The organism is Serratia sp. Tan611, assembly GCF_905188235.1.
GTDB lineage: Bacteria > Pseudomonadota > Gammaproteobacteria > Enterobacterales > Enterobacteriaceae > Serratia_B > Serratia_B rhizosphaerae.
Genome location: NZ_LR994655.1, coordinates 1554112 through 1574204, shown reverse-complemented (window position 1 = coordinate 1574204; position 20093 = coordinate 1554112). Strand labels below are relative to the sequence as shown.

General features: G+C 56.8%; 18 protein-coding genes. 9 read left to right on the top strand and 9 right to left on the bottom strand.

Translation table 11 applies throughout. The annotated features are described in order from the left end of the window. Positions 1 to 16 precede the first annotated feature (16 nt). Positions 17 to 676 carry a glutamine ABC transporter permease GlnP gene (glnP, locus tag TAN611_RS07485; RefSeq protein ID WP_105230343.1) on the top strand — a complete coding sequence of 220 codons (660 nt, stop codon included), beginning with the start codon at positions 17 to 19 and terminating at the stop codon, positions 674 to 676. After that, complete coding sequence (gene glnQ / locus TAN611_RS07480; protein WP_105230342.1) at positions 673 to 1395, top strand: glutamine ABC transporter ATP-binding protein GlnQ; 723 nt, start codon at positions 673 to 675, stop codon at positions 1393 to 1395. The genes glnP and glnQ overlap by 4 nt, the downstream gene beginning before the upstream one ends. 36 nt (positions 1396 to 1431) lie before the next feature. Here glnQ and TAN611_RS07475 read toward each other — a convergent pair whose 3' ends face one another. Then, a complete protein-coding gene (locus TAN611_RS07475; RefSeq protein ID WP_111737477.1) occupies positions 1432 to 2319 on the bottom strand; it encodes a LysR family transcriptional regulator in 888 nt (295 codons plus the stop codon). 89 nt (positions 2320 to 2408) lie between these two features. Between TAN611_RS07475 and TAN611_RS07470 the strand changes: the two genes are divergently transcribed. Then, a complete protein-coding gene (locus tag TAN611_RS07470) occupies positions 2409 to 3467 on the top strand; it encodes a nitronate monooxygenase family protein (RefSeq protein ID WP_187043435.1) in 1059 nt (352 codons plus the stop codon). 84 nt (positions 3468 to 3551) lie between these two features. Here TAN611_RS07470 and rlmF read toward each other — a convergent pair whose 3' ends face one another. Beyond that, on the bottom strand, positions 3552 to 4517 hold the full coding sequence (gene rlmF / locus TAN611_RS07465) for a 23S rRNA (adenine(1618)-N(6))-methyltransferase RlmF (RefSeq protein WP_203067459.1): 966 nt from the start codon (positions 4515 to 4517) through the stop codon (positions 3552 to 3554). Positions 4518 to 4659: 142 nt separating this feature from the next. Between rlmF and TAN611_RS07460 the strand changes: the two genes are divergently transcribed. Next, on the top strand, positions 4660 to 5295 hold the full coding sequence (locus TAN611_RS07460; protein ID WP_105230338.1) for a flavin reductase family protein: 636 nt from the start codon (positions 4660 to 4662) through the stop codon (positions 5293 to 5295). Positions 5296 to 5311: 16 nt separating this feature from the next. Here TAN611_RS07460 and TAN611_RS07455 read toward each other — a convergent pair whose 3' ends face one another. Both TAN611_RS07455 and ybiB read right to left on the bottom strand, forming a co-directional pair. Further along, on the bottom strand, positions 5312 to 7165 hold the full coding sequence (locus TAN611_RS07455) for a M3 family metallopeptidase (RefSeq protein WP_203067458.1): 1854 nt from the start codon (positions 7163 to 7165) through the stop codon (positions 5312 to 5314). Between the two features lie 62 nt (positions 7166 to 7227). Next, on the bottom strand, positions 7228 to 8181 hold the full coding sequence (gene ybiB, locus TAN611_RS07450) for a DNA-binding protein YbiB (protein WP_203067457.1): 954 nt from the start codon (positions 8179 to 8181) through the stop codon (positions 7228 to 7230). A 167-nt stretch (positions 8182 to 8348) separates the two neighbouring features. Here ybiB and TAN611_RS07445 point away from each other — a divergent pair, with 167 nt between their 5' ends. The 3 genes from TAN611_RS07445 to TAN611_RS07435 all read left to right on the top strand — a co-directional run bounded on the left by TAN611_RS07445 (position 8349) and on the right by TAN611_RS07435 (position 11825). After that, positions 8349 to 9278, top strand: coding sequence for a LysR family transcriptional regulator (locus TAN611_RS07445; RefSeq protein ID WP_203067456.1), 930 nt, complete (start codon positions 8349 to 8351; stop codon positions 9276 to 9278). Between the two features lie 166 nt (positions 9279 to 9444). Then, on the top strand, positions 9445 to 10614 hold the full coding sequence (locus TAN611_RS07440; RefSeq protein WP_105230334.1) for an MFS transporter: 1170 nt from the start codon (positions 9445 to 9447) through the stop codon (positions 10612 to 10614). A 410-nt stretch (positions 10615 to 11024) separates the two neighbouring features. Next, complete coding sequence (locus TAN611_RS07435; protein ID WP_238404521.1) at positions 11025 to 11825, top strand: histidine phosphatase family protein; 801 nt, start codon at positions 11025 to 11027, stop codon at positions 11823 to 11825. Positions 11826 to 11990: 165 nt separating this feature from the next. Here the strand turns inward: TAN611_RS07435 and TAN611_RS07430 are convergent, their stop codons facing one another. Further along, positions 11991 to 12872 (bottom strand): LysR family transcriptional regulator, encoded by an 882-nt coding sequence (locus TAN611_RS07430; RefSeq protein ID WP_238404520.1) that lies wholly within the window; start codon positions 12870 to 12872, stop codon positions 11991 to 11993. A gap of 90 nt (positions 12873 to 12962) precedes the next feature. Here TAN611_RS07430 and TAN611_RS07425 point away from each other — a divergent pair, with 90 nt between their 5' ends. Further along, positions 12963 to 13919: a nitronate monooxygenase family protein gene (locus TAN611_RS07425; protein WP_197951573.1), complete on the top strand. Its 957-nt coding sequence runs from the start codon at positions 12963 to 12965 to the stop codon at positions 13917 to 13919. A 106-nt stretch (positions 13920 to 14025) separates the two neighbouring features. Here the strand turns inward: TAN611_RS07425 and trpS are convergent, their stop codons facing one another. Beyond that, on the bottom strand, positions 14026 to 15030 hold the full coding sequence (trpS, locus tag TAN611_RS07420; protein WP_197951571.1) for a tryptophan--tRNA ligase: 1005 nt from the start codon (positions 15028 to 15030) through the stop codon (positions 14026 to 14028). Between the two features lie 302 nt (positions 15031 to 15332). Then, positions 15333 to 16265 carry a LysR family transcriptional regulator gene (locus tag TAN611_RS07415; protein ID WP_105230329.1) on the bottom strand — a complete coding sequence of 311 codons (933 nt, stop codon included), beginning with the start codon at positions 16263 to 16265 and terminating at the stop codon, positions 15333 to 15335. An 87-nt stretch (positions 16266 to 16352) separates the two neighbouring features. Between TAN611_RS07415 and TAN611_RS07410 the strand changes: the two genes are divergently transcribed. Further along, entirely contained in the window at positions 16353 to 16832 is a 480-nt protein-coding gene (locus tag TAN611_RS07410) for a GNAT family N-acetyltransferase (protein ID WP_105230328.1), read from the top strand. A 146-nt stretch (positions 16833 to 16978) separates the two neighbouring features. Here the strand turns inward: TAN611_RS07410 and TAN611_RS07405 are convergent, their stop codons facing one another. Beyond that, positions 16979 to 18340 carry a NosD domain-containing protein gene (locus TAN611_RS07405; protein WP_203067455.1) on the bottom strand — a complete coding sequence of 454 codons (1362 nt, stop codon included), beginning with the start codon at positions 18338 to 18340 and terminating at the stop codon, positions 16979 to 16981. A gap of 241 nt (positions 18341 to 18581) precedes the next feature. Beyond that, positions 18582 to 20003 (bottom strand): glycoside-pentoside-hexuronide (GPH):cation symporter, encoded by a 1422-nt coding sequence (locus TAN611_RS07400; protein ID WP_203067454.1) that lies wholly within the window; start codon positions 20001 to 20003, stop codon positions 18582 to 18584. Positions 20004 to 20093 lie beyond the last annotated feature (90 nt).

Genomic DNA, 20093 nt, shown 5'->3' with positions numbered 1-20093 from the left:
ACCGGGAGTAAACACCATGCAGTTCGACTGGAGCGCCATCTGGCCCGCCCTGCCCATTCTGTTAGAAGGCGCCAAGATGACCCTGTGGATTTCGGTCCTCGGTCTGATTGGCGGCCTGATTATCGGCCTCATCGCCGGTTTCGCCCGCACCTACGGCGGTTGGATCGCCAACCATATCGCCCTGGTCTTTATCGAAGTGATCCGCGGCACGCCGATCGTGGTGCAGGTGATGTTTATTTACTTCGCCCTGCCCATGGCGTTTACCGACCTGCGCATCGACCCGTTCACCGCCGCGGTGGTGACCATTATGATCAACTCCGGCGCCTATATTGCCGAAATCACCCGCGGCGCGGTGCTGTCAATTCATAACGGCTTCCGCGAAGCCGGGCTGGCGCTCGGCCTGTCGCGACGCGAAACCATCCGCCATGTGATCATGCCGCTGGCGCTGCGCCGCATGCTGCCGCCGCTGGGCAACCAGTGGATTATCAGCATTAAGGACACCTCGCTGTTTATCGTCATCGGCGTCGCCGAACTGACCCGTCAGGGGCAGGAAATCATCGCCGGCAACTTCCGCGCGCTGGAAATCTGGAGCGCCGTCGCCGTCATTTATCTGATCATCACGCTGGTGCTGAGCTTTGTGCTGCGTCGTCTGGAAAGAAGGATGAAAATCCTGTGATTGAATTTAAAAACGTCTCCAAGCACTTCGGGCAAACCCAGGTGCTGCACGATATCGACCTGAAGATCGATCAGGGGGAAGTGGTGGTGATTATCGGGCCGTCCGGCTCCGGCAAATCCACCCTGCTGCGCTGCATCAATAAACTGGAAGAGATCACCGCCGGCGATCTGATCGTCGACGGCTTAAAGGCCAACGATCCGCACGTCGACGAACGGCTGATCCGTCAGGAAGCCGGGATGGTGTTCCAGCAGTTCTACCTGTTCCCGCACCTGACGGCGCTGGAAAACGTCGCCTTCGGCCCGATCCGCGTACGCGGCCTGAGTAAAACCGACGCCGATAAACTGGCGCGTGAGCTGCTGGCAAAGGTCGGGCTGGCGGAGCGCGCGCATCACTATCCGTCCGAACTGTCCGGCGGCCAGCAGCAGCGTGTGGCCATCGCCCGCGCGCTGGCGGTGAAACCGAAAATGATGCTGTTCGACGAACCCACCTCGGCGCTCGATCCCGAGCTACGCCACGAGGTGCTGAAGGTGATGCAGGATCTGGCCGAGGAGGGCATGACCATGGTGATCGTCACCCACGAGGTCGGCTTTGCCGAGAAGGTGGCCTCGCGGCTGATCTTTATCGACAAAGGGCGCATCGCGCAGGACGGCGATCCGCATCAGTTGATCAATCACCCGCCAAGCCAGCGCCTGCAGGAGTTCCTGCAGCACGTTTCCTGACGCCGGTACGGGGCCGGCATACGGCCGGCCCCCTCATCACCGTGACATCTCCGCCATATTGGACGTCGCCAGCAGCGTGCGGCGCAGACTTTCCACCGCCGGCGAACGGCTCTCCGACCGCCAGATAAACTGGGTAACGGCCGTTCCGGCAGGCGTCACGCTCAGCCCCGCCGGCAGCGACAGCAGCTCAAGCACGCTTTGCGGCAGCACACAGCAGTAGCTGCCCGACGCGACGCAGGCCAGCATCGCATGGTAAGAACCGACTGCCTGCACCTCAGGCGGTCGATCGCCCGTGCCGCCGGCCAGCAGGCGCAGAGCAATTTCCCGGTAGGTGCAGCCGTCAACAAAGGCGGCCAGCTTCCGGGCGGTGCGCCCATTCCCGGCGTCGCAGCCTTCCGCCGTCTGCAGCAGCATCAGCCGCTCGACAAACATCGGCTGGCAGGCAAGTCCGTCAGGGCACATCACCTCCCCTTCTTCATCAGCCGGCAGCGCCACCAGCGCGCAGTCCAGTTCCCACTCTTGCACCTTTTCCGTCAGCTGGCGCGTCGGCAGCGTGGTAAAGCTCAGCCGCACCGCCGGGCAGGCCTGGCTGAACGTCGCCAGCGGCTGCGTCAGCCGGCTGGCGGCGGTGCACTCCATCGCGCCAAACGCCAGTTGGCCGCTCGGGCTGTGGGGATGCAGAGACTGGCGCGCTTCCTCCGCCAGGCTGAGCATTCTTTTGGTATACGCCAGGAATTTCTTGCCCTGCGGCGACAGCCGCAGCGCCCGGTTCTCACGGATAAACAGCTGAACCTCCAGCTCTTCTTCCAGCTGCTGGATGCGCGTTGTGACGTTGGACTGAACCCGCCCCACCCGTCGGGCGGCACGGTTAATGCTCAGCTCTTCCGCCACCACTTTGAAGATTTCCAGTGAAGTATGGTTCATCTTTCATTCTCATTTTGAAAACGATATTGATTTTTAAGTCTCTACACGAGATTTTATCTACCTTACCGTGAACTCAAGCAGGTGTAACGATGAAAACCATTTTGTGTACCCGGCTTAATCTGCAGTACCCGTTGGTTCAGGCGCCGATGGCGGGCGTCTCCACCCCTGAGCTGGCGGCGGCAGTCAGCAACGCCGGCGCGTTAGGCTCCATCAGCGTCGGCGCTTCCACGCCGGAGCAGGCGGAAGTGATGATCGGCAAAACGCAGGCGCTGACGGCCGGGCCGATAAACGTCAATGTATTCTGCCACCCGCCGGTGCAGCGCGATGCGGCGCTGGAGCAGGCGTGGATCCAACGCTTCGCGCCGCTGTTCCGCCAGTACGGCGCCGAGCCGCCCGCTGAATTAAGCGAGATCTACCAAACGTTCCAGGATAACGCGCGCATGCTGGAAGTGCTGTTAACCCTGCGCCCGGCGGCGGTCAGCTTCCACTTCGGCATCCCGTCCACCGCGTTTATCGCCCGGTTAAAAGCGCACGGTATCGTCACCTTCGCCAGCGCCACCACGCCGGAAGAAGCCAGCCGGATTGCGGCCAGCCAGATTGACTTTATTGTGGCGCAGGGGATTGAGGCCGGCGGGCACCGCGGCCAGTTTAATCTGCAGGATGACGACCGCCGGCTAACCACCTTTACCCTGGTGCAGGCGATACGGCGGGTCACCGACGTGCCGGTGATTGCGGCCGGCGGCATTATGGACGGCGCGGGGATGGCCGCGATGCTGAAGCTGGGCGCGGCCGGCGTCCAGATGGGCACCGCGTTTATTCTGTGCCCGGAGTCCGCCGCCAATCAGGCTTACCGCCGCAGTTTGCAAAGCCCGCAGGCCGCCGATACGGTGATGGTCTCCGCCATCTCCGGCCGGCCGGCCAGATGCATCAATAACGCATTCTGCCGGTTTACCCGCGACGTCGCGCAGGACAGCATTCCGCCCTACCCGCTGACCTATGCGCTGGGCAAAGCGCTTGCCGCCGCTGCCGCCGCCCGGGGCGAGCCGGGGTTCGGCGCCCAGTGGGCCGGCCAGGGCGCAACGCTGGCGCGGGAAATGCCCGCGGCGCAGCTGGTGCAAACGCTGGTCGCCGAGTGGCAGGCCGGCTGAGTATCATCCAAGCCGGCGAAAAGGAAAGAACAGTCAGGACACTATTTGCGCCGGCGAGGATGCCGGCGCGTAAACGGGACAGGATCAGCGCCAGCGTTCGGCGGCCCAGGCGGCCTGCTGCTCCGCCGTGTGGAACGTCCAGGCGACAAAGCGGCTGATTTTTTGCCCCTGCGCCATCTCAACGGTGCGCACTTCCACCGCCCCCGCCTGCCGCAGCGCCTGATAGACCGCCGGCAGCGTGCTGCTTTTGGAAATCAGCGAGGTGAACCACAGGCAGTTTTCCGCTTTGCCGACGCTCTCCGCCACCATCGCACACACGAAGGCTTCTTCGCCCCCCGCGCACCACAGCTCATTGTTCTTGCCGCCAAAATTCTGCACCGGCTTCGCCGCCACCTCGCCTTTGCCCAGCTTATGCAGCTTGCGTCGGGTACTGGCGCGCGCTTCCTCGGCGGAAGCGTGGAACGGCGGGTTGCACAGCGTAGCATCGAAGCGCTCGGCAGCGCCGATGATGCCGTCAAAAATCCGCTCCGGCTGTTTTTGCTGCCGCAGACGCACGCTGTTTTTCAACTGCGGGTTCATCGCGACAATCATTTTGGCCGACTGCAGCGCCCCGCTCTCGACCTCGGAGCCGGTAAAACGCCAGCCGTATTCGCGCACGCCGACGATGGGGTAAATGCAGTTGGCGCCCACGCCGACATCGAGGATCGCCACGCCCTTACCGCGCGGGATCGCGCCGCCGTTACCGGCCGCCAGTAAATCCGCCAGATGATGCAGGTAGTCGGCGCGGCCGGGGATCGGCGGGCACAAATAGCCGGCCGGAATATCCCAGTGCTCGATGCCGTAAAAATGCTGTAGCAGGGCGCGGTTCAGCATTTTCACCGCCGCCGGGTCGGCAAAGTCTACCGACTCATCGCCCCACTGATTCGGCGTGACAAACGGCGCCAAGGCCGGACAACTGGCGATAAGCTGCGGAAAATCATAACGGGAACGGTGGCGGTTGCGGGGATGCAGGCCGTTTTTCTGCTGCGGGAAGGTTTTCTTTTTTTGCACCTGACGTACTCTTACTGGCGGGAACTGCGGCATAAGATAGCATATTCGCCGGGTAAACTTGCAGCCTGCGGGAAACACGCCAGAATAAAGGGGTTTTTATCCGTCAGGATGCCGCCATTCAGCCCGGGAGGGCACAGACAGCATGAGCAGTGAATCACGTTATTACTATGAACCCGCCGCCGGCCACGGTCTGCCGCACGATCCGCTGAACGCCATTGTCGGGCCGCGCCCGATCGGCTGGATCTCTTCCGTCAGCGCCGACGGGCAGCGTAATCTGGCGCCCTACAGCTTCTTTAACTGCTTCAACTACCGGCCGCCGATCATCGGCTTCGCCAGCTCCGGCTGGAAAGACAGCGTGGCCAACATCGTGGAAACCGGCGAATTCGTCTGGAATCTGGCGACCCGCCCGCTGGCCGAGGCGATGAACAACAGCTCGGCGTCGCTGCCGCGCCACGAGGATGAATTCGCCTTCGCCGGCCTGACGCCGCTGGCCGGCCGCAAGGTCAAGGTCGACCGGGTGGCGGAAAGTCCGGTGCACTTTGAGTGCCGGCTGAGCCAGTGCATCCAGCTGCAGAGCGCGGCCGGCGACAAGGTCGATACCTGGCTGGTGCTGGGGGAAGTGGTGGCGGTGCATATCGAGCGCGCGCTGCTGGATGAGCACGGCGTCTACCAGACCGCCGCCGCACAGCCGATCCTGCGCGCCGGCGGCCCGACGGCGTACTACGCCATCGAGGAAAGCCACCGTTTCGATCTGGTGCGGCCGGACGCGCTGAAGTAGCGCGCCCGCGCGCCGCTTACGAGCGTTCCTCTATCGCTGCGGCAAAGTCGCGGCACATCTGCGCGTCGCCGTCGGCGTTATCCGCCAGCACGCGATCGCCATCCACCACGCGGATATGCGCCTGCAGATTGAAATCCGCCGCCGGCTGCGGACGCGCCGCCGCCGCGGCCATCGTCTGCTGCGCCGCCTGCCAGGCCTGCTCCACCGTCTGGTTGCAGGCCGTCGCCAGGTAGTCCGGGTTAAAGCCTTCGCCGGTCAGGCTGCGCAGGGTGTCGTCGTGGCTGACGCTGTTGCCCGGCAGCCAGTAGTGATGCGCCAGATCGGGGCCGATGGCCGGGTTATCGGTCAGGTAGCCGTCACGCTGCAGGAAGAAGTGGCGCGTCTGCTCTACCGCCATCAGCGCCAGCAGGTAACCCTGATACGAACAGGCCGACTCCAGCGACAACAGATGCGGAATTGCCAGCGTCGGGCGCGGGCTGCCGCTGACCCCGAGGATCCGCTGCTCAACGTCGCGCGCCAGCTGTGCTATCGCCTGCGGCGTACGCTGCGCATCATCCCACTGATACAGCGCCCACTCAAAGTAAGGCACCAGCAGAATATGGCGTTCGTTAAAGGCGCGCATCGGCTGGCGCGCGTCGATGCCGGCCTTGATCAGCGCATCCGGCACCGCCTCGCCGGCGGCGTTTTTCGCATAGCGCTTCAGCCAGTCGGCGTCGTCCAGCAGGCTGTCGCAGAACATCGACTGGGTTTCCGCATAGGCCATCGACGTGGGCGGAAACTCCTGCGAGAAGCACGGCGCGTTCTGCGCGATATTGGCAAAATGCGCCGCATGACCGCCCTCGTGGAACAGGGTATTCAGGCCGTAGGCGCCGCTGCCCACCTGCCCCGGCTGCGCCAGGCTGGTGAAGTTAATCTGCGCCGGCAACCACTGCCCCTGCTGCACGAACGGCGGCACCGGGCCGTGCATAAAGCCGTTTTCGTATTTGCCCGGCCGCACCAGCAGATCCAGATTCAGCGCTGCGCCGCGGAAACTGATATGCAGCCGCTTGAAGCTGTTCACCCAGCGCTCCAGCGACTGCGAGAACGGGAAGTAGGGATCGAGCTGCCGCGTAACGTCGCCGGCGCTGGCAAAACGGATGTTCCACGGCTGCAGCGCCTGTTCGCCCTGTTGCTCCGCCAGCTGCCGCAGGCTGTGCGCGTTAGCCTCGCGGGTCTGCTGCTCAAAGCGGTCGAGAATGGCGAACAGCTGTTCCGGCGTCATGCGCTCGGTTTTATTCACCTTGTAATCGAAGTAGTTGCGGTAGCCCATCTGGCGCGCAAAGCGGTTGCGCAGGCCGATCAGTTCCGGCAGGCCGTTGTGCAGCAGCCACTGTTCCAGATCGCGCAGCGCGTCCTGTGAACTGCGTCGGTACGCCTCATTTTCGTTGGTCGCCTGATTGGTCAGCAGCTCGCCCAGCGACGCCGCCACCCGCTCGCCCTGCGCGTTCAGGTGCGTGACCGGATAGGCTTTGCGACGATCGAACAGATCGGCCTCGGCGGCGATGATCTGATCCAATAAATTCTGCGCCTCGGGATCTTCCACCGCGTTGCAGTCAAAGAAACGCAGCCAGCCGTTCAGGCCGTGCTGCAGCGCGCGCAGCGCCTCGCTTGGCGTTTCCTCTTCCAACTGCGCCAGCAGCTGACGGATTTCCGCCAGGCGGCGCGGCTCGCCGATAAAGCGCTTATAGGCGCTTTCCGCCGCGGTAAAGCGCGCCGACACGTCATCGGCGCCGGTGCCCATATACTGCTGCCAGAACAACTCCTCCTTGGTCTGGTGCACCTGAAGATAGTCCTGATTTAACTGATTAAAGTAATCGAGAGCCTGTTGCATAACCGTCCTTTCCTGTGGCGAAGCGGGACACGCCCGCCCCTGAGGTGAAAAGCAAAATGGCGTTACGCCAGCCGCGCCAGCCCCTGTTCCAGCGTCGTCGCCTGCCCGGTCGCCACCAGACAGCAGGCGACCTGCAGCGCCAGCGCCTGCGGGATCGCCACCTCGCCGGCCAGGCAGCGCTCAATCCAGCCCGCGGTGGTCTCGGCGTCTTTCGCCGCCGGTAAGGCCGGCGTTTCATTCAGCGCCGGACGCTCCAGCAGCACGCGCTGTTCACCGTCGGCGATAAAATGAATCTGCGGGCAGCGCTGCGGGTTGGCGTAGGCCTCGCCTTCGGTGCCGTGCATCAGCAGGCCGCGCGCGCCGATCTGACGGAAAAACGAGCCAACGCGATCCACGTATTCCGGGTGAGAGACGCTGGCAAGGCGCAGCACGTCATGCTCGCCGAACGGCGTCGCCAGCTTGGCCAGCGTATGGGCGCTGTTGCGCACCCCCATGCGCCAGCGTAAACCGAGCTGACGCTCCAACGCCGGCGACAGCGCGGTCACCGGCATAAATACCGCCTCGCCGCCATCAAGCTGCTGCTGCGCCGTTGCGGCGTCCGCGGCGGCCTTGATCCCCAGCGCCTGAAAGATTTCCCCGCTGGTAACGCGCGTGGCATCGTCCACCACGCCGTGCACCACCACCGGCAGCCCGACCCGCGCCAGCAACAACGCCAGCAGCGGCGTCAGGTTGGCCTGCTTGCGCGCGCCGTTGTAGCTCGGCAGCACCACCGGCATCGGCCGCCCCGCCGGCGGCTGCAGCTGCGTCACCTGCTGCTGCATCGCCTGGTAAAAGCCAAGCATCTCCTCTTCCGCCTCGCCCTTGATGCGCAAAGCGATCAGCACGCCGCCCAGCTCCAGCTCCGGCACCTCGCCGGCCAGCATCGCCTGGTACAGCTGGCGCGCCGTTTCCCGGTCCAGACTGCGCGCGTGCAGTTTGCCGCGCCCTATTTCTTTGATAATTTTGCTGTAATCCATAAGGCTTTCCTTCAATGCGATAATAATTAGCATACGCTATCTGCCGTCGCGCTCAACCTCATCCCAACACTCCGGCAGTGGCCGGCGCGTTGTTTACGCACTGACTCAGGCCTGGTATAGAATTACACATCGATAAATGCGTTATTAACCACTCCTGAGTCAACATTATGTCTACCGGATTTACAGCAGAATCCCTGCGGGGCATTACACATTTTGTCATTACGGCAAAATCGAGCAGTTTTACTGAAGCCGCAGAGCAGCTGGGCATTACAAAGTCCGCGGTCGGTAAAAGCGTGGCCAGGCTTGAGGCGCGGCTGGGAACGCGACTGTTTCACCGCTCCACGCGTAAACTGAGCTTGACCAGTGACGGGGAAGCCTATCTCACAAGCTGCCTTTCGGCGCTGGAAATCCTGGACTCTGCGGAAAACACGCTCAGCAAGCGTCAGGACAACCCCGCAGGTACCGTCCGGATAGATATGCCGGCGTCATTTGGCCGGAACCTGATGATGCCGGTACTGCTTGAGCTGATTAGCCGTTATCCGGCTCTGCGACTCGCTCTGACTTTTAACGATCGTCTGATCGATCCGGTGGAGGAAGGCGTTGACCTCGTGCTGCGCCTGGGAGAACTGCAGAGTACCGATGCGTTGATCGCCCGGCGCCTGGGCCGGCAGCGCCTCATACTGTGCGCCTCTTCCGCTTATCTTGAGCAGTACGGTGTGCCCGGGGACACGGAGGCGCTAAAAGCGCACAGCTGTATTATGGGCTACCGGCGGGGAGCCCCCCTTGCCTGGCGGCTGCGCCCGGTGGGAGAACGAGAAGTGAAATTTATCTCTGCTGCGGCGCACCAGATCAGTGACGGAGACGCCATGCTCCAGGCCTGCCTGGCGGGAGCGGGTATTGCGCAGTTTCCGGAGTCGATGGTGAAGAGTCATCTCGACGCGGGCCATCTCGTGACGGTAATGGCGGATCATATGCCCGACCCGGTTGAGCTTAACGTCATCTGGCCCCGAACCCGGCATCTTATTCCCAAGGTGCGGATCATCGTTGATGAACTGCTTACAAAATCTTCTGAGGGGTATTTTGGCGACCTGAAGTAGAATTTTTGTCAACGCTCAGGCGATTTCAGAGCTGTTTATCAACTTTCGGCAAACTTATATTCTGACTGCCCTGCTGCCACTGCGGCGCCCACCCGGTTTTTGCCGGAGGCCGGCCCAATGACGACGGGCAGCTTAACGCAAATATTTTACTGACAGGATATGTGTTATGCCATTTGCTCTCTGGGCTCTGGCGATAGGTGCATTCGGTATTGGTACCACTGAATTCATTATTGCCGGCCTTCTCCCCGTGATCGCCACCGATTTTAACGTCAGCATTCCCGTTGCCGGCAACCTGGCTACGTCCTACGCGCTGGGGGTGTTTGTCGGGGCGCCAGCCCTGATTATTCTGGGCTCCAAAGTACCGCGTAAAGCCATGCTGGTCTTCCTGATGGCGTTATTTGTCGCCGGTAACCTTGTTACGGCATTTGCGCCCACGCTAGGCATCGCCATTTTGGGCAGAGTGATTACCTCTATGACCCACGGTGCATTCTTTGGTATCGGCTCGATCATTGCGGCAGATATGGTTACGCCCTCGAAGCGCGTGCGGGCAATCGCATTCATGTTTATGGGCCTGACCGTAGCCAACCTGATCGGCGTGCCCGCCGGCACCTGGATTGGGCAGCACCTTTCCTGGCGTGACGCCTTTATGGCGATTGCGGTCATTGGCATCGTTACCGTTATCAGCATTGGTATGCTGATCCCGCACCAGCCCCGTCCGCAGAACCATAACTTCGCCCATGAGTTTAATGCCTTCAGAAACGTCAATGTGCTGCTTGCCATGGGCATTACCGTCTTCGGGCCGGGCGCGTTCTTTACCTCCATAACCTATATCGCCCCCATGATGACGGAACAGGCTGGCTACAGCGAAAGCAGCCTTGCCTGGCTGATGCTGCTGTTCGGACTGGGGCTGTTTGTCGGCAACCAACTGGGGGGCAGATATGCAGACCGTGCTCTGATGCCGATGCTGTATATCACGCTGGCGGCCCAGGCCATAGTGCTACTGATTTTTAACTTTACCACCCACAGCCAGGCCATGTCGGCCGTCTGTATTTTCCTGATGGCCGCGTTCGGCTTTGCGACCGTTTCTCCGATCCAGAAGCTGGTGATGGATAAAGCGCGGGCAGCGGGTGCGCCCACGCTGGCCGCCGCCGTTAACATTGGCCTTTTCAACCTTGGTAACGCCATTGGCGCCTGGCTGGGCGGCGCCGTTATTGGCGCGGGTTTCGGCCTGCAGTCGCCTAACTGGGCGGGCGCTGGACTTTCCGTCGTTGCGCTGATCTTGGCCGTATTATCCGGCCTGACGGACAAAACCGGGCAAACGGCAGAGCTGCATTAATCGAGTCACACCGCTGGCCAGTAAAAGCGTCTTAATAACTTACTGGCCAGAACGGGTATGCGCAATTGCGCTGAACGTTACCCATTAGATGCTGACAGAACCGCTTTAAAACCGGCCTTACGTAAAATTAACGTATACCGTTGTATCTCACCCACAATAATCACTTGGAAAAATTATTTAAATATACTGAATCTTAGAGGAATGCCTTAAAACTAAATGGCACGCTCATCGCTGAAACATATCGCCATAAAGAGCACCACGTCATATTTATTACACACCAGTTCCCCACGTGATAACGGGGGGTAATTATAGATTTACAGCGACACATTCATTTTTGTGATCTCAGTTGCAGCCCTCTGTAATTTATTATTTTATATTACATTTTTATGGCAAACATCCTGGATATAAAAATGAAAAAAACAGCATCTGTTCTGGCAACGTTAATGTTGCTATCGGGTTCGGCCATGGCAAAATTGCAGGATTATGGCAAAGGCAATGTGGATATCTATTTCGTCCGTCACGGCCAAACAATATTTAACCTGTATGACCGCGTTCAGGGATGGTCAGATACACCGTTGACACAAGCAGGCGAAAAAGTGGCCCGTCAATTCGGCGCCGGCAGCAAAGACATCGGTTTCAAAAAATACTATTCCGGCGATCTTGGAAGACAGCGGGAAACATTATCGTTGATCATGCAAAGCCAAAATAGCCAGGCGGCTCCTAAAGAACTTAAAGCATTACGCGAAGTATTTTTTGGCGGCTTCGAAGGCTTACCCAATAACGAAATGAATACGGCGGCAGGTAAAGCGCTGGGCTTAAAAAGCGATAGTGCAATGACTGAACTGCGTCAGCAAGGGAAAATGTCCCTGACAGAACTGGCGGATGCTATCAGTAAGGCTGATGAGAAGCATGATGCTGAAACCGCAGGCCAGGTCAGAGACCGTATGCAATCGGCGCTGGGCATGATGGTCAAAGATGCGCTTCAGCACCATGATAAAAATGTATTGGCCGTATCCTCCGGGATGTCTATCGGTATTATGATTTCAGATATGACAAACGATCCGCTGAAAAATAAAGGGATGGGGAATGCGGCCGCCGTCAAAATAGAATACCGCGATGGGAAGTATCAGGTTAAAGATATCGGGGATATGCGTTATGTCGAAGCCGGGAAAAAAATTATCGACGCCGCCGACGCCAAGCGTTCCCATTAAATAAACACCGAGCCGGATTGCTCATAGCGCGTGGGCCCGGCATGCTGCCTCGGCCATCCGCCGGCGATCTTGTCTGTCACACGCCATGATAATGCCTGAAGGCACAGCACCTTCAGGCAACGAATGGAGCGGCGGTCATAGCGAACGGACATCGTTGTTGCAACGCTATTTCAGCTTTCCCACCCACTCAGCACAAAAATCCAGATAAGCCCGCACAAGTGCTGAAGGATGTTTATGGCGGGCATAGATAAGGTGTAACGGCAGGGTTTGTTTAACCGTCCCGGGTAAAAGCTGCACCAGCTCCCCGCTTTCCAGCCAGGGCCTGGCTGAAAAATCCAGTAGCTGTGAGACGCCCATGCCACTCAAGGCATAATGAATCAATGCCTGTGCATTATTGGTGGAAAAGAATGGCTCGTATTTAACCTTTTCTGAGCCAGAGTCCCATTCAAAAAAACCATGGTTCAGACTTTCCCAGCCGGCAACGGGCAACCGGGCCATTTCAGCCAGCGTCTTTGGCGTGCCGTAACGCGCTAATAGTTTGGGGCTTGCCACAAACAAGGACTCTACCGTCATGACAGGTTTGGCAATCACATCATCGATATTTAAGTTACCCATTCTGAGCGCCACATCGACGCCATCCTCAAACAAATCGACGACTCTTTCACTTGAATGACAAAATACTTTTATATCAGGATAACGCTGCTGAAATTCGAGCAGTAAATCCCACCAGAGTGAGAAGTTAGGGGGGACAGACAGACGTAATTTGCCCTGTAATTTGTGGGCTGAGGTTACCGATTTTTGTGCATCCTCCAGCAGCTCGACGCCCAGACGCGCCTGTTCAAAGAACTGTTGTCCTTTATAGGTTGGCTTAACCCCATGCTTCGACCGTTCCAGGAGCTGTACGTTTAACGCCTGCTCAAGCTCATTGATTTTTCGGCTCAAAGTTGAGATCGGCACACCCATTCTGTCACTGGCCGCAGAAAAACTGCCTGCATTCACCACCGCGATGAACAATTTCGTTGCGTTAAAGTCCACTTTACTTTCCATATTTGGAAATCATGTATTCATTTTTGGTGATTCCATTCCATTTTGCAAAGGGTAATATTTCACCTGTCTGATTTTTACCAAGGTTGAACAATGAATAACCGCATCACTGAACGCTTGCATATCCGCTATCCGCTCATACAGGCCCCCTTGTATTTTCTGACCAATGCTGAACTCGTCGCTGCCGTTTCAAACGCCGGGGGGCTGGGCACGCTGGGGCCACACGCCGGGCAAGACAGCCTGCCCGGCTCGCGTTATGTCGCACTGGATCGCATGCGGGAGGAGATCAGAAAAGTAAAAAAACTGACGGAAAACCCTTTTGCCGCAACGTTAATTAACGGACCTGATATGAGCTTCTGGCGAGCAACCGCAGAAATGCTCGTTGAAGAAGGCGTGGAAGTAGTACTGATCAATGAAGTGCTGGACGCTGAAATATATGATTTTTTTAAAAGTCACCGCATAAAAATGCTTTACCGTGCCCTGACGCCCACTATCGCCAATTCGCAAGAGGCAGAGAAATTAGGGGCCGACATCATCATTGCAACCGGTTTTGACGAAGGGGGCACCGTGCCATCCCGCGTGACGGGGACGTTCAGTATCGTGCCAATGATCGCGGATAGCGTAAAAATCCCGGTCGTTGCCGCCGGCGGTATAGCTGATGTGCGGGGTGTGCGTGCCGCCATGGCATTGGGAGCGGAAGGGGTATTTGCCGGCAGCCTGTTTTTGACGGCCCTGGAAAACCCCGCAGATGAGAAAGTCAAACGCCTGATTGTAGAGTCGAGTGCTGAAGATCTGCTGCTTTTCCGTACGCTGCCGGCGTATTACCGCACCCTGCCCACCACTCTGAGCCCGAAGCTGGCAGAATTAGAAGCGCAGGGCACCGACCGTGAAACCATGTTTAAGGTAATGAACGGATACCACTCTTTGTGGCAGGCCATGCGGCTCGGCAATTTTGATCAAGGGGTCGTCTCCACAGGCACGGGTATTTCCGTCATCAAATCGGTTCGTCCGGCCGCAGAAATCGTTTCCGATCTTATGCAAGACTTTTAAGGCAGCGTCCGCTTTGCGAAAAGCGGACCTTTACGCTCCCTCACATCACCAGCATTGAGCCGTCTCACCACTATTCAGACGCCTGGCTAAACGGCTCGACTCACACTCAGAATACCGGCACGCCCAGCCCCCGCTTCACTTCCTGTAAGGTGCGCTGCGTGACTTCATGCGCTCGTTCGCTGCCCTGTTTCAACAGTGCCATCAGCATGCCTTTGTCCTGAATATAAGTCGCACGCCGCTCGCGCATAGGAGCAATCAGCTCCTGCAAACACGTCTCCAGCTCATTTTTGCATGCCCGATCACCCAGTCCGCCCCGTTGATAATGCGCTTTCATCTCTGCGACTTTCGCTTTATCCGTGTGAAACGCATCCAGATAGGTGAATACCATGTTGCCGGTTATCTGCCCCGGATCGGTCACCTTTAGGTGTTTTTCGTCGGTGTACATTGCGCTAACCGCGCGATGGATGGTCTCCTCGCTGGCGGAAAGAAGCAAAGTATTGCCCAGCGATTTGGACATTTTGGCGTTGCCGTCGATCCCCGGCAGGCGGCCGGTGTCGCTCAACATGGCCTTGCAGTGGCGTAATACCGGTTCGGGAAACAGGCTGTTCATCTTATGCACGATTTCGTTGGTCTGTTCGATCATCGGTAATTGATCATCACCGACGGGAACCCTGCTGGCCTTGAAAGCGGTAATATCCGCCGCCTGGCTGATGGGATAGACCAGAAAGCCGACCGGTAATGAACGGGCAAAACCTTTCTGTGCAATCTCATTTTTTACCGTTGGATTACGCTCCACGCGCGCCACGGTAACGATGTTCATATAAAGCGCGGTCAGTTCGGCAAGGGCGGGCAGCGCAGATTGCAGACAAATGGTCGTGAGCGAGGGATCGATACCCGCAGCAAGATAATCGGCCAGCACTTCGGGAATATTGTCCCGAATTTTTTGCGGATTGCTGCCATTATCTGTCAGCCCCTGGAGGTCGGCGATCAATACAAACTGTTGATAATCATGTTGCAGGGCCACACGCTGGCGCAGCGAGCCGACAAAGTGGCCCAGATGCAGCGGGCCGGTTGGGCGATCGCCGGTAAGAATAATGGTTTGGTCATTCATATAAGACTCCTTAAGCCTCAGGCCGAAAAGGGGTCTTATCAAAGCAAATAACCGCCCTTTCGGCGGTTATTTGAAAATGGGGAATACACATTCAGGCCGCCTTTAAGAAGGCAGCCACCACAGGTTATGACTGAAAACGCTGATAACGTGTTTTGTATTCATCATCCGAACTTATCATGACTGGATATAGGCGTAAAGTGACCGGAGATGCTCTATCTTTTAAAGCCGCCGTTCGTGGTGCCCAGACACGCCGCTTCCGCGACCAAACGACTCACGCCCGGTGCCCCACAGACTTTCCGCATTCACCGCCCTGCGTTAACCTCTTGCGCCAGCATCTGCAGTTTCTCTTTCAGCCAGTTCGTCGCGCCGCGCTTACCACTCCGTTTATGGGAATAAATCTTCACTTCAAACGGGCGTATCGCAAACGGTAATGCAAAAATCCTGATATCCGTTGCCGGCATCAGCGTCTCTGCGGCAAACCGGGGAATCGCCATCAGCAGATCGCTTTGCGCAACGATAAACGGCGCGCTGAGCATCGATGGCGTTTTGATCGCTATCTGCCGCGTATAGCCCATCTGCTCAAGCTGTAAATCCAGCACGCCCCGTTTCTCATTCCAGGGCGTCACCACCAGATGCCGGGCGGCGAGATAATCCTCCAGCGTCAGCCGTGTCCGGCGGGTGTTGCTGATGACAACATACTCATCTTCAAACCAACCGATCTCTTCCAGTTCCGGATGGCGGATATCATCCGGCGTGCTGAACCCAAGCGCCAGATCCACTTCGCCCGCCAGCAATTCCGTCAGCGCCGGGCTGTGCGGCAAATAGAGTAGCTCAAAGCGCAGGCCGGGCGCTTCGTGCTGCAGTTGCTGCATCAGGACGGGGAAAATACACAACGCGGTAAAATCCGTAATCGCAATTTGTAAACACTCCGTACTGGCGGCGGCGGCAAACTCCGGCGGCGGCGTCAGCTCCTGATTGAGGAATTTCAGTGCCGAAGCGATAGAAGGCGCGAGCTGCGTGGCATATACGCTGGGGCACATACGGTGGCCTTCGCGGTAAAATAACGGATCGTTGAGGGCAATACGCAACCGCGACAGCGCATGGCTCAGCGCCGATGTGCTCATCGCCAGTTCATCCGCCGCCAGACGCACGGAACGGTGACGATAAACCGCGTCAAAAACCGGCAGAAGGTTTAAATCAAGACGCCTCAGCGCCGGATGCATAATATTCATCATTGGGTGATTTCATTGCACTTAATTCTTCTGACAATACCCCTTATGCTTAGCGCCATCAATGTCCCCCGCAGAGAGAACAGGAAACCCATGAGTATCACGATTCGTCAGGCCCGCCCGGAAGATGCTGCCGCCATTTACGCCATGATCTATGAGCTGGCGGTGTATGAAAAAGCCCCGGAAGAAGTGGTCACCACGCCGGATGAAATCCGGGAAACCCTTTTTGGCGCAGGCAGTAACACCGAAGCGTTGATCGGTGAGATGGAAGGTAAAATCGTCGGGTATGCCGTTTTCTTCACCAGCTATTCCACCTGGCTCGGACGTAACGGTATTTATATGGAAGACTTGTATATTTCCCCTGACTATCGCGGCCAAGGTGCGGGCAGCGCGCTGCTGAAGCATATCGCGCAATGCGCGGTGAAACGGCAGTGCGGCCGCCTTGAATGGAGCGTGCTGGACTGGAACCAGCCCGCCATTGATTTTTACCAGAGCATCGGCGCGCTGCCGCAGTCCGAATGGGTACGCTATCGCCTTGATGGTGAAGCGCTGCTGAAATTTGCCGAATCGTAAGAACGGTGCGGCAATAAAGTCCCGCAGCGGGAAGCGTGTTCGGACTTTGCTATTTTTATAAGCCGTTGAGAGCGGGCACACCGCCCGCCTTTTTGAGAAAGTTTGTGCTGCTTTTCAGACTCCGGTATCCGTACGGACAACCCCCATTAACAGCTCTGGCCCGGAACGGGAGTGGCCCTGAAGGCATTCACCGCCCTGTCCAGCACGACCTGAGCATCACCGCCTGAATCCAGGACAATATTTTGCCGGGACTCTTTTTCGATCCGCACGGTGATGACATCAAGCGCTGCCAGTCCGTCAGTCGCCAGCAACGCGCTTACCTGCGTGGAGAAACAAGCACTTGCGGCCGCATCATGGGCTTGTGACGTTTCGGTGGTGGCAACGATATGATTATCTGAAATATGATTCCCCTGCCCGGACACCACGCGGATTATCACCGGGGTAGCGCCTGACGGGGTAATATACTGGGTATCTATAGTCTCCGATATATGATTGGCAATAATCGAATTATTGTCGCCACTGATATAAAGGAGTCCGTATAAATCATCCAAGCCGTTGTTGTAAGCCTGCATCGGAGCCCAGGGTTCGCGCTCACGGAAGAAATGGTTGGCCGACACCAGGTTTTCTGCGCAGTTGTCTTCAAAGACCAGCATGCCCGGATAAAATGAATGGAGCCGATTATTGCTGACAGAGGAACGCACTACGCCGGAAAAATGAATGCTGCTTTTCCCGCGCGGGAAAATATTATTGGCAGTGATAAGCAATCCGCCAAAATTTTGTGCGTAAATGGAATATCCCCTGTAACCGGCACCGATGAGATTGTCGGTTATTTTCGATGCCTGCCCCGAGCCGCGCAGCTCAATGCAGTGGCCACATTCAGCAATGAAGTTATTATGTATCGCCAGCGCGTCAGCGTTATAAATAGTGACACCATGCTCTAAATACACCAGCCCCATGCCGCTGATACGGAATGAATCCTGCGCACTGGCAATATAAATACCTGTTTTACCATTGAGATAAGTATTTTCAGGATCGTCATTCCCTGAGCCATCGTCCACAAAGTGCAACCCATCAATACAGAAATCAGCAAACTCGACAGAACTTATCCGCGGGTCTCCGCTGCGTTCGATATAGAAGGCAGCCCCGGCAGACGCCTCCCCGCCTGCTGCCGGTTGCATCTCAACGAGTATGCGGCTGCCTCCCGGCCACACTTCGTGCCAGTTTTTCCATTCACTCTCCGGCGTATTAAAACGGATACTGGAAGAGGTGAAACCATGCCCGGACCCCATGATTTTCAGATAGCTGATATCTATCACCACTTGGGTAAGAAGAGGATAATCACCCGGTGGAATATAGATGACTGCACCGGGCTTTCCGCCGTTATTAATGTCGGCATCCGTTTGCCTGGCTTTAATATCTGCGATAATGCTATTAATGACCTCACCAATATCCTGATACGGATTCCCTTCCTTCCACTCGGTGACATCGTAATAGTTGCTACTCGACATGTGTTAAATCCTCCTGTGACGGTAATACGAAAAACATGCAGTGCGCGATGCGATCTCTTCGCGTAAGGCCAGTGATATTGAGGTAAGGTTCCCCGATGCGCCGCATGGCAGGCACTCTCATCCCGCCATGCGCCCCAGACAATACGCATAATGATCCAGGGCCATGTTTATTTTGAATAACCCGCTTACTTTCAGATCTTGTTTCTTTTAGCCATACGTCAATACGCGGCGTTGCTTGACCTTAATGGACGGGAACATCTTTAAGCGCCTGCGGTTGAAGCGCACCCTTTTCCAGTTCGCGTTTGGCGAGATCGCCTTTTATCTTTTCGATAAAAATGTTGTTCAACTTGAAGTAGCGCACCATAAATGCGCTGATAAAATAACTCACCATCGGCAGTAGCGAGAACATGATAATAATGCCCTGGATAGTTTGTGCATTTTGCTCCGGCTTATTGGCGATATAACCGGTATATGACAATATCCAGGCAACGATCGCCCCGGCTACCGCCAATCCCATTTTCAGCATAAACAGATTACCGGCAAAAGAGATACCGGTCAGGCGCTTGCCGAACTTCCAATCGCCGTAGTCGTCAACGTCTGACATCATCGCCCACAGAATAGGGCCGGACTGGATTAAATGCAGGATATTAATGATCACAAAGAGCGTAAGCAGTGGCACCAGGGATTTCGGGTCGACAAACCACAGCGCGAAGGAAAGAATACCGAGAATAATATTAATATTGCGGAACAGCTTAACCTTATCAAAACGGTCGGTCAGCGGTTTGGCGATGACACTGCCCAGCATATTGCAGGCGACGCCGAGCGCCATAAAAAAGGTAATAAAGCCGACGGAGGCCTGCATCACGTAGGTCGCATAATAAATGGTGACAGCGCCACGAATGAACGCCGGGAAAACATTCAGAAAGGTAATTGAAATCATCAACAACCATTGGTCGTTTTTAGCGATATCTTTCAGGTCTTTCATTAACGAGTCGTTGGACTTAATCGAAACAACGCGCTCTTTAATACTGGAAAAACAGAACAGGAACATCAGCGTCGCGGCACCACCCATGATCATCATCGTCAGCTGAAAGCCGGATGCGCGATTGCCGTTACCCAGCCAGTCGGTTAACGGCAAAATGGAGGAAGATACAATAAGCGTCGCCAGGCCATTCAGAAAGAAACGCCATGACAAACAGCCCAGCCGCTCCTGTTGGTTCAGTGTAATCACGCCCGCTACCGAGCAATAGGGAATATTGATAGCGGTATAAATCAACGACATAATCAGATAAGTGAGCCAGGCATAGATGATTTTTCCGTTCATGCTCAGGTCGGGCGTGGTGAACATCAGTATGGCGCCCAGGCCAAATGGCACCGCCATCCACAACAGCCAGGGACGGAATTTACCCCATCGACTTTGTGTACGATCGCAAATCGCCCCCATGATCGGATCGCTGAAGGCGTCAAAAATACGGATCACCAGAAATAATGTTCCTACGACGCCGGGAGCCAGCCCATAGACATCGGTATAAAACCATGTCAGATACAGCGCCAGTACGCTCCAGATCATACAGGATCCGGCGTCACCCATACCGTAACCGATCTTTTCTTTCAGACGCAGCTTTCCGTAAGCGCTTTGCTTTTCCATGGCAGTCGCAGACATAAAATCACCTCAATAGTGCCCGGTCATAAAATTTAGACGCTGGTTATTATCACCAGAGTCAGTGCTGGTAATAAATTTCCAACAACATTA

Bases quoted from the DNA above. Each gene is read 5' to 3' on its own strand.
- TAN611_RS07470 (WP_187043435.1), top strand. From the start codon at position 2,409: ATGAAAACCATTTTGTGTACCCGGCTTAATCTGCAGTACCCGTTGGTT.
- ybiB (WP_203067457.1), bottom strand. From the start codon at position 8,181: ATGGATTACAGCAAAATTATCAAAGAAATAGGGCGCGGCAAACTGCAC.
- TAN611_RS07475 (WP_111737477.1), bottom strand. From the start codon at position 2,319: ATGAACCATACTTCACTGGAAATCTTCAAAGTGGTGGCGGAAGAGCTG.
- TAN611_RS07460 (WP_105230338.1), top strand. From the start codon at position 4,660: ATGAGCAGTGAATCACGTTATTACTATGAACCCGCCGCCGGCCACGGT.
- TAN611_RS07400 (WP_203067454.1), bottom strand. From the start codon at position 20,003: ATGTCTGCGACTGCCATGGAAAAGCAAAGCGCTTACGGAAAGCTGCGT.
- TAN611_RS07405 (WP_203067455.1), bottom strand. From the start codon at position 18,340: ATGTCGAGTAGCAACTATTACGATGTCACCGAGTGGAAGGAAGGGAAT.
- TAN611_RS07415 (WP_105230329.1), bottom strand. From the start codon at position 16,265: ATGATGAATATTATGCATCCGGCGCTGAGGCGTCTTGATTTAAACCTT.
- TAN611_RS07440 (WP_105230334.1), top strand. From the start codon at position 9,445: ATGCCATTTGCTCTCTGGGCTCTGGCGATAGGTGCATTCGGTATTGGT.
- TAN611_RS07430 (WP_238404520.1), bottom strand. From the start codon at position 12,872: ATGGAAAGTAAAGTGGACTTTAACGCAACGAAATTGTTCATCGCGGTG.
- glnP (WP_105230343.1), top strand. From the start codon at position 17: ATGCAGTTCGACTGGAGCGCCATCTGGCCCGCCCTGCCCATTCTGTTA.
- TAN611_RS07425 (WP_197951573.1), top strand. From the start codon at position 12,963: ATGAATAACCGCATCACTGAACGCTTGCATATCCGCTATCCGCTCATA.
- TAN611_RS07435 (WP_238404521.1), top strand. From the start codon at position 11,025: ATGAAAAAAACAGCATCTGTTCTGGCAACGTTAATGTTGCTATCGGGT.
- TAN611_RS07410 (WP_105230328.1), top strand. From the start codon at position 16,353: ATGAGTATCACGATTCGTCAGGCCCGCCCGGAAGATGCTGCCGCCATT.
- trpS (WP_197951571.1), bottom strand. From the start codon at position 15,030: ATGAATGACCAAACCATTATTCTTACCGGCGATCGCCCAACCGGCCCG.
- TAN611_RS07445 (WP_203067456.1), top strand. From the start codon at position 8,349: ATGTCTACCGGATTTACAGCAGAATCCCTGCGGGGCATTACACATTTT.
- TAN611_RS07455 (WP_203067458.1), bottom strand. From the start codon at position 7,165: ATGCAACAGGCTCTCGATTACTTTAATCAGTTAAATCAGGACTATCTT.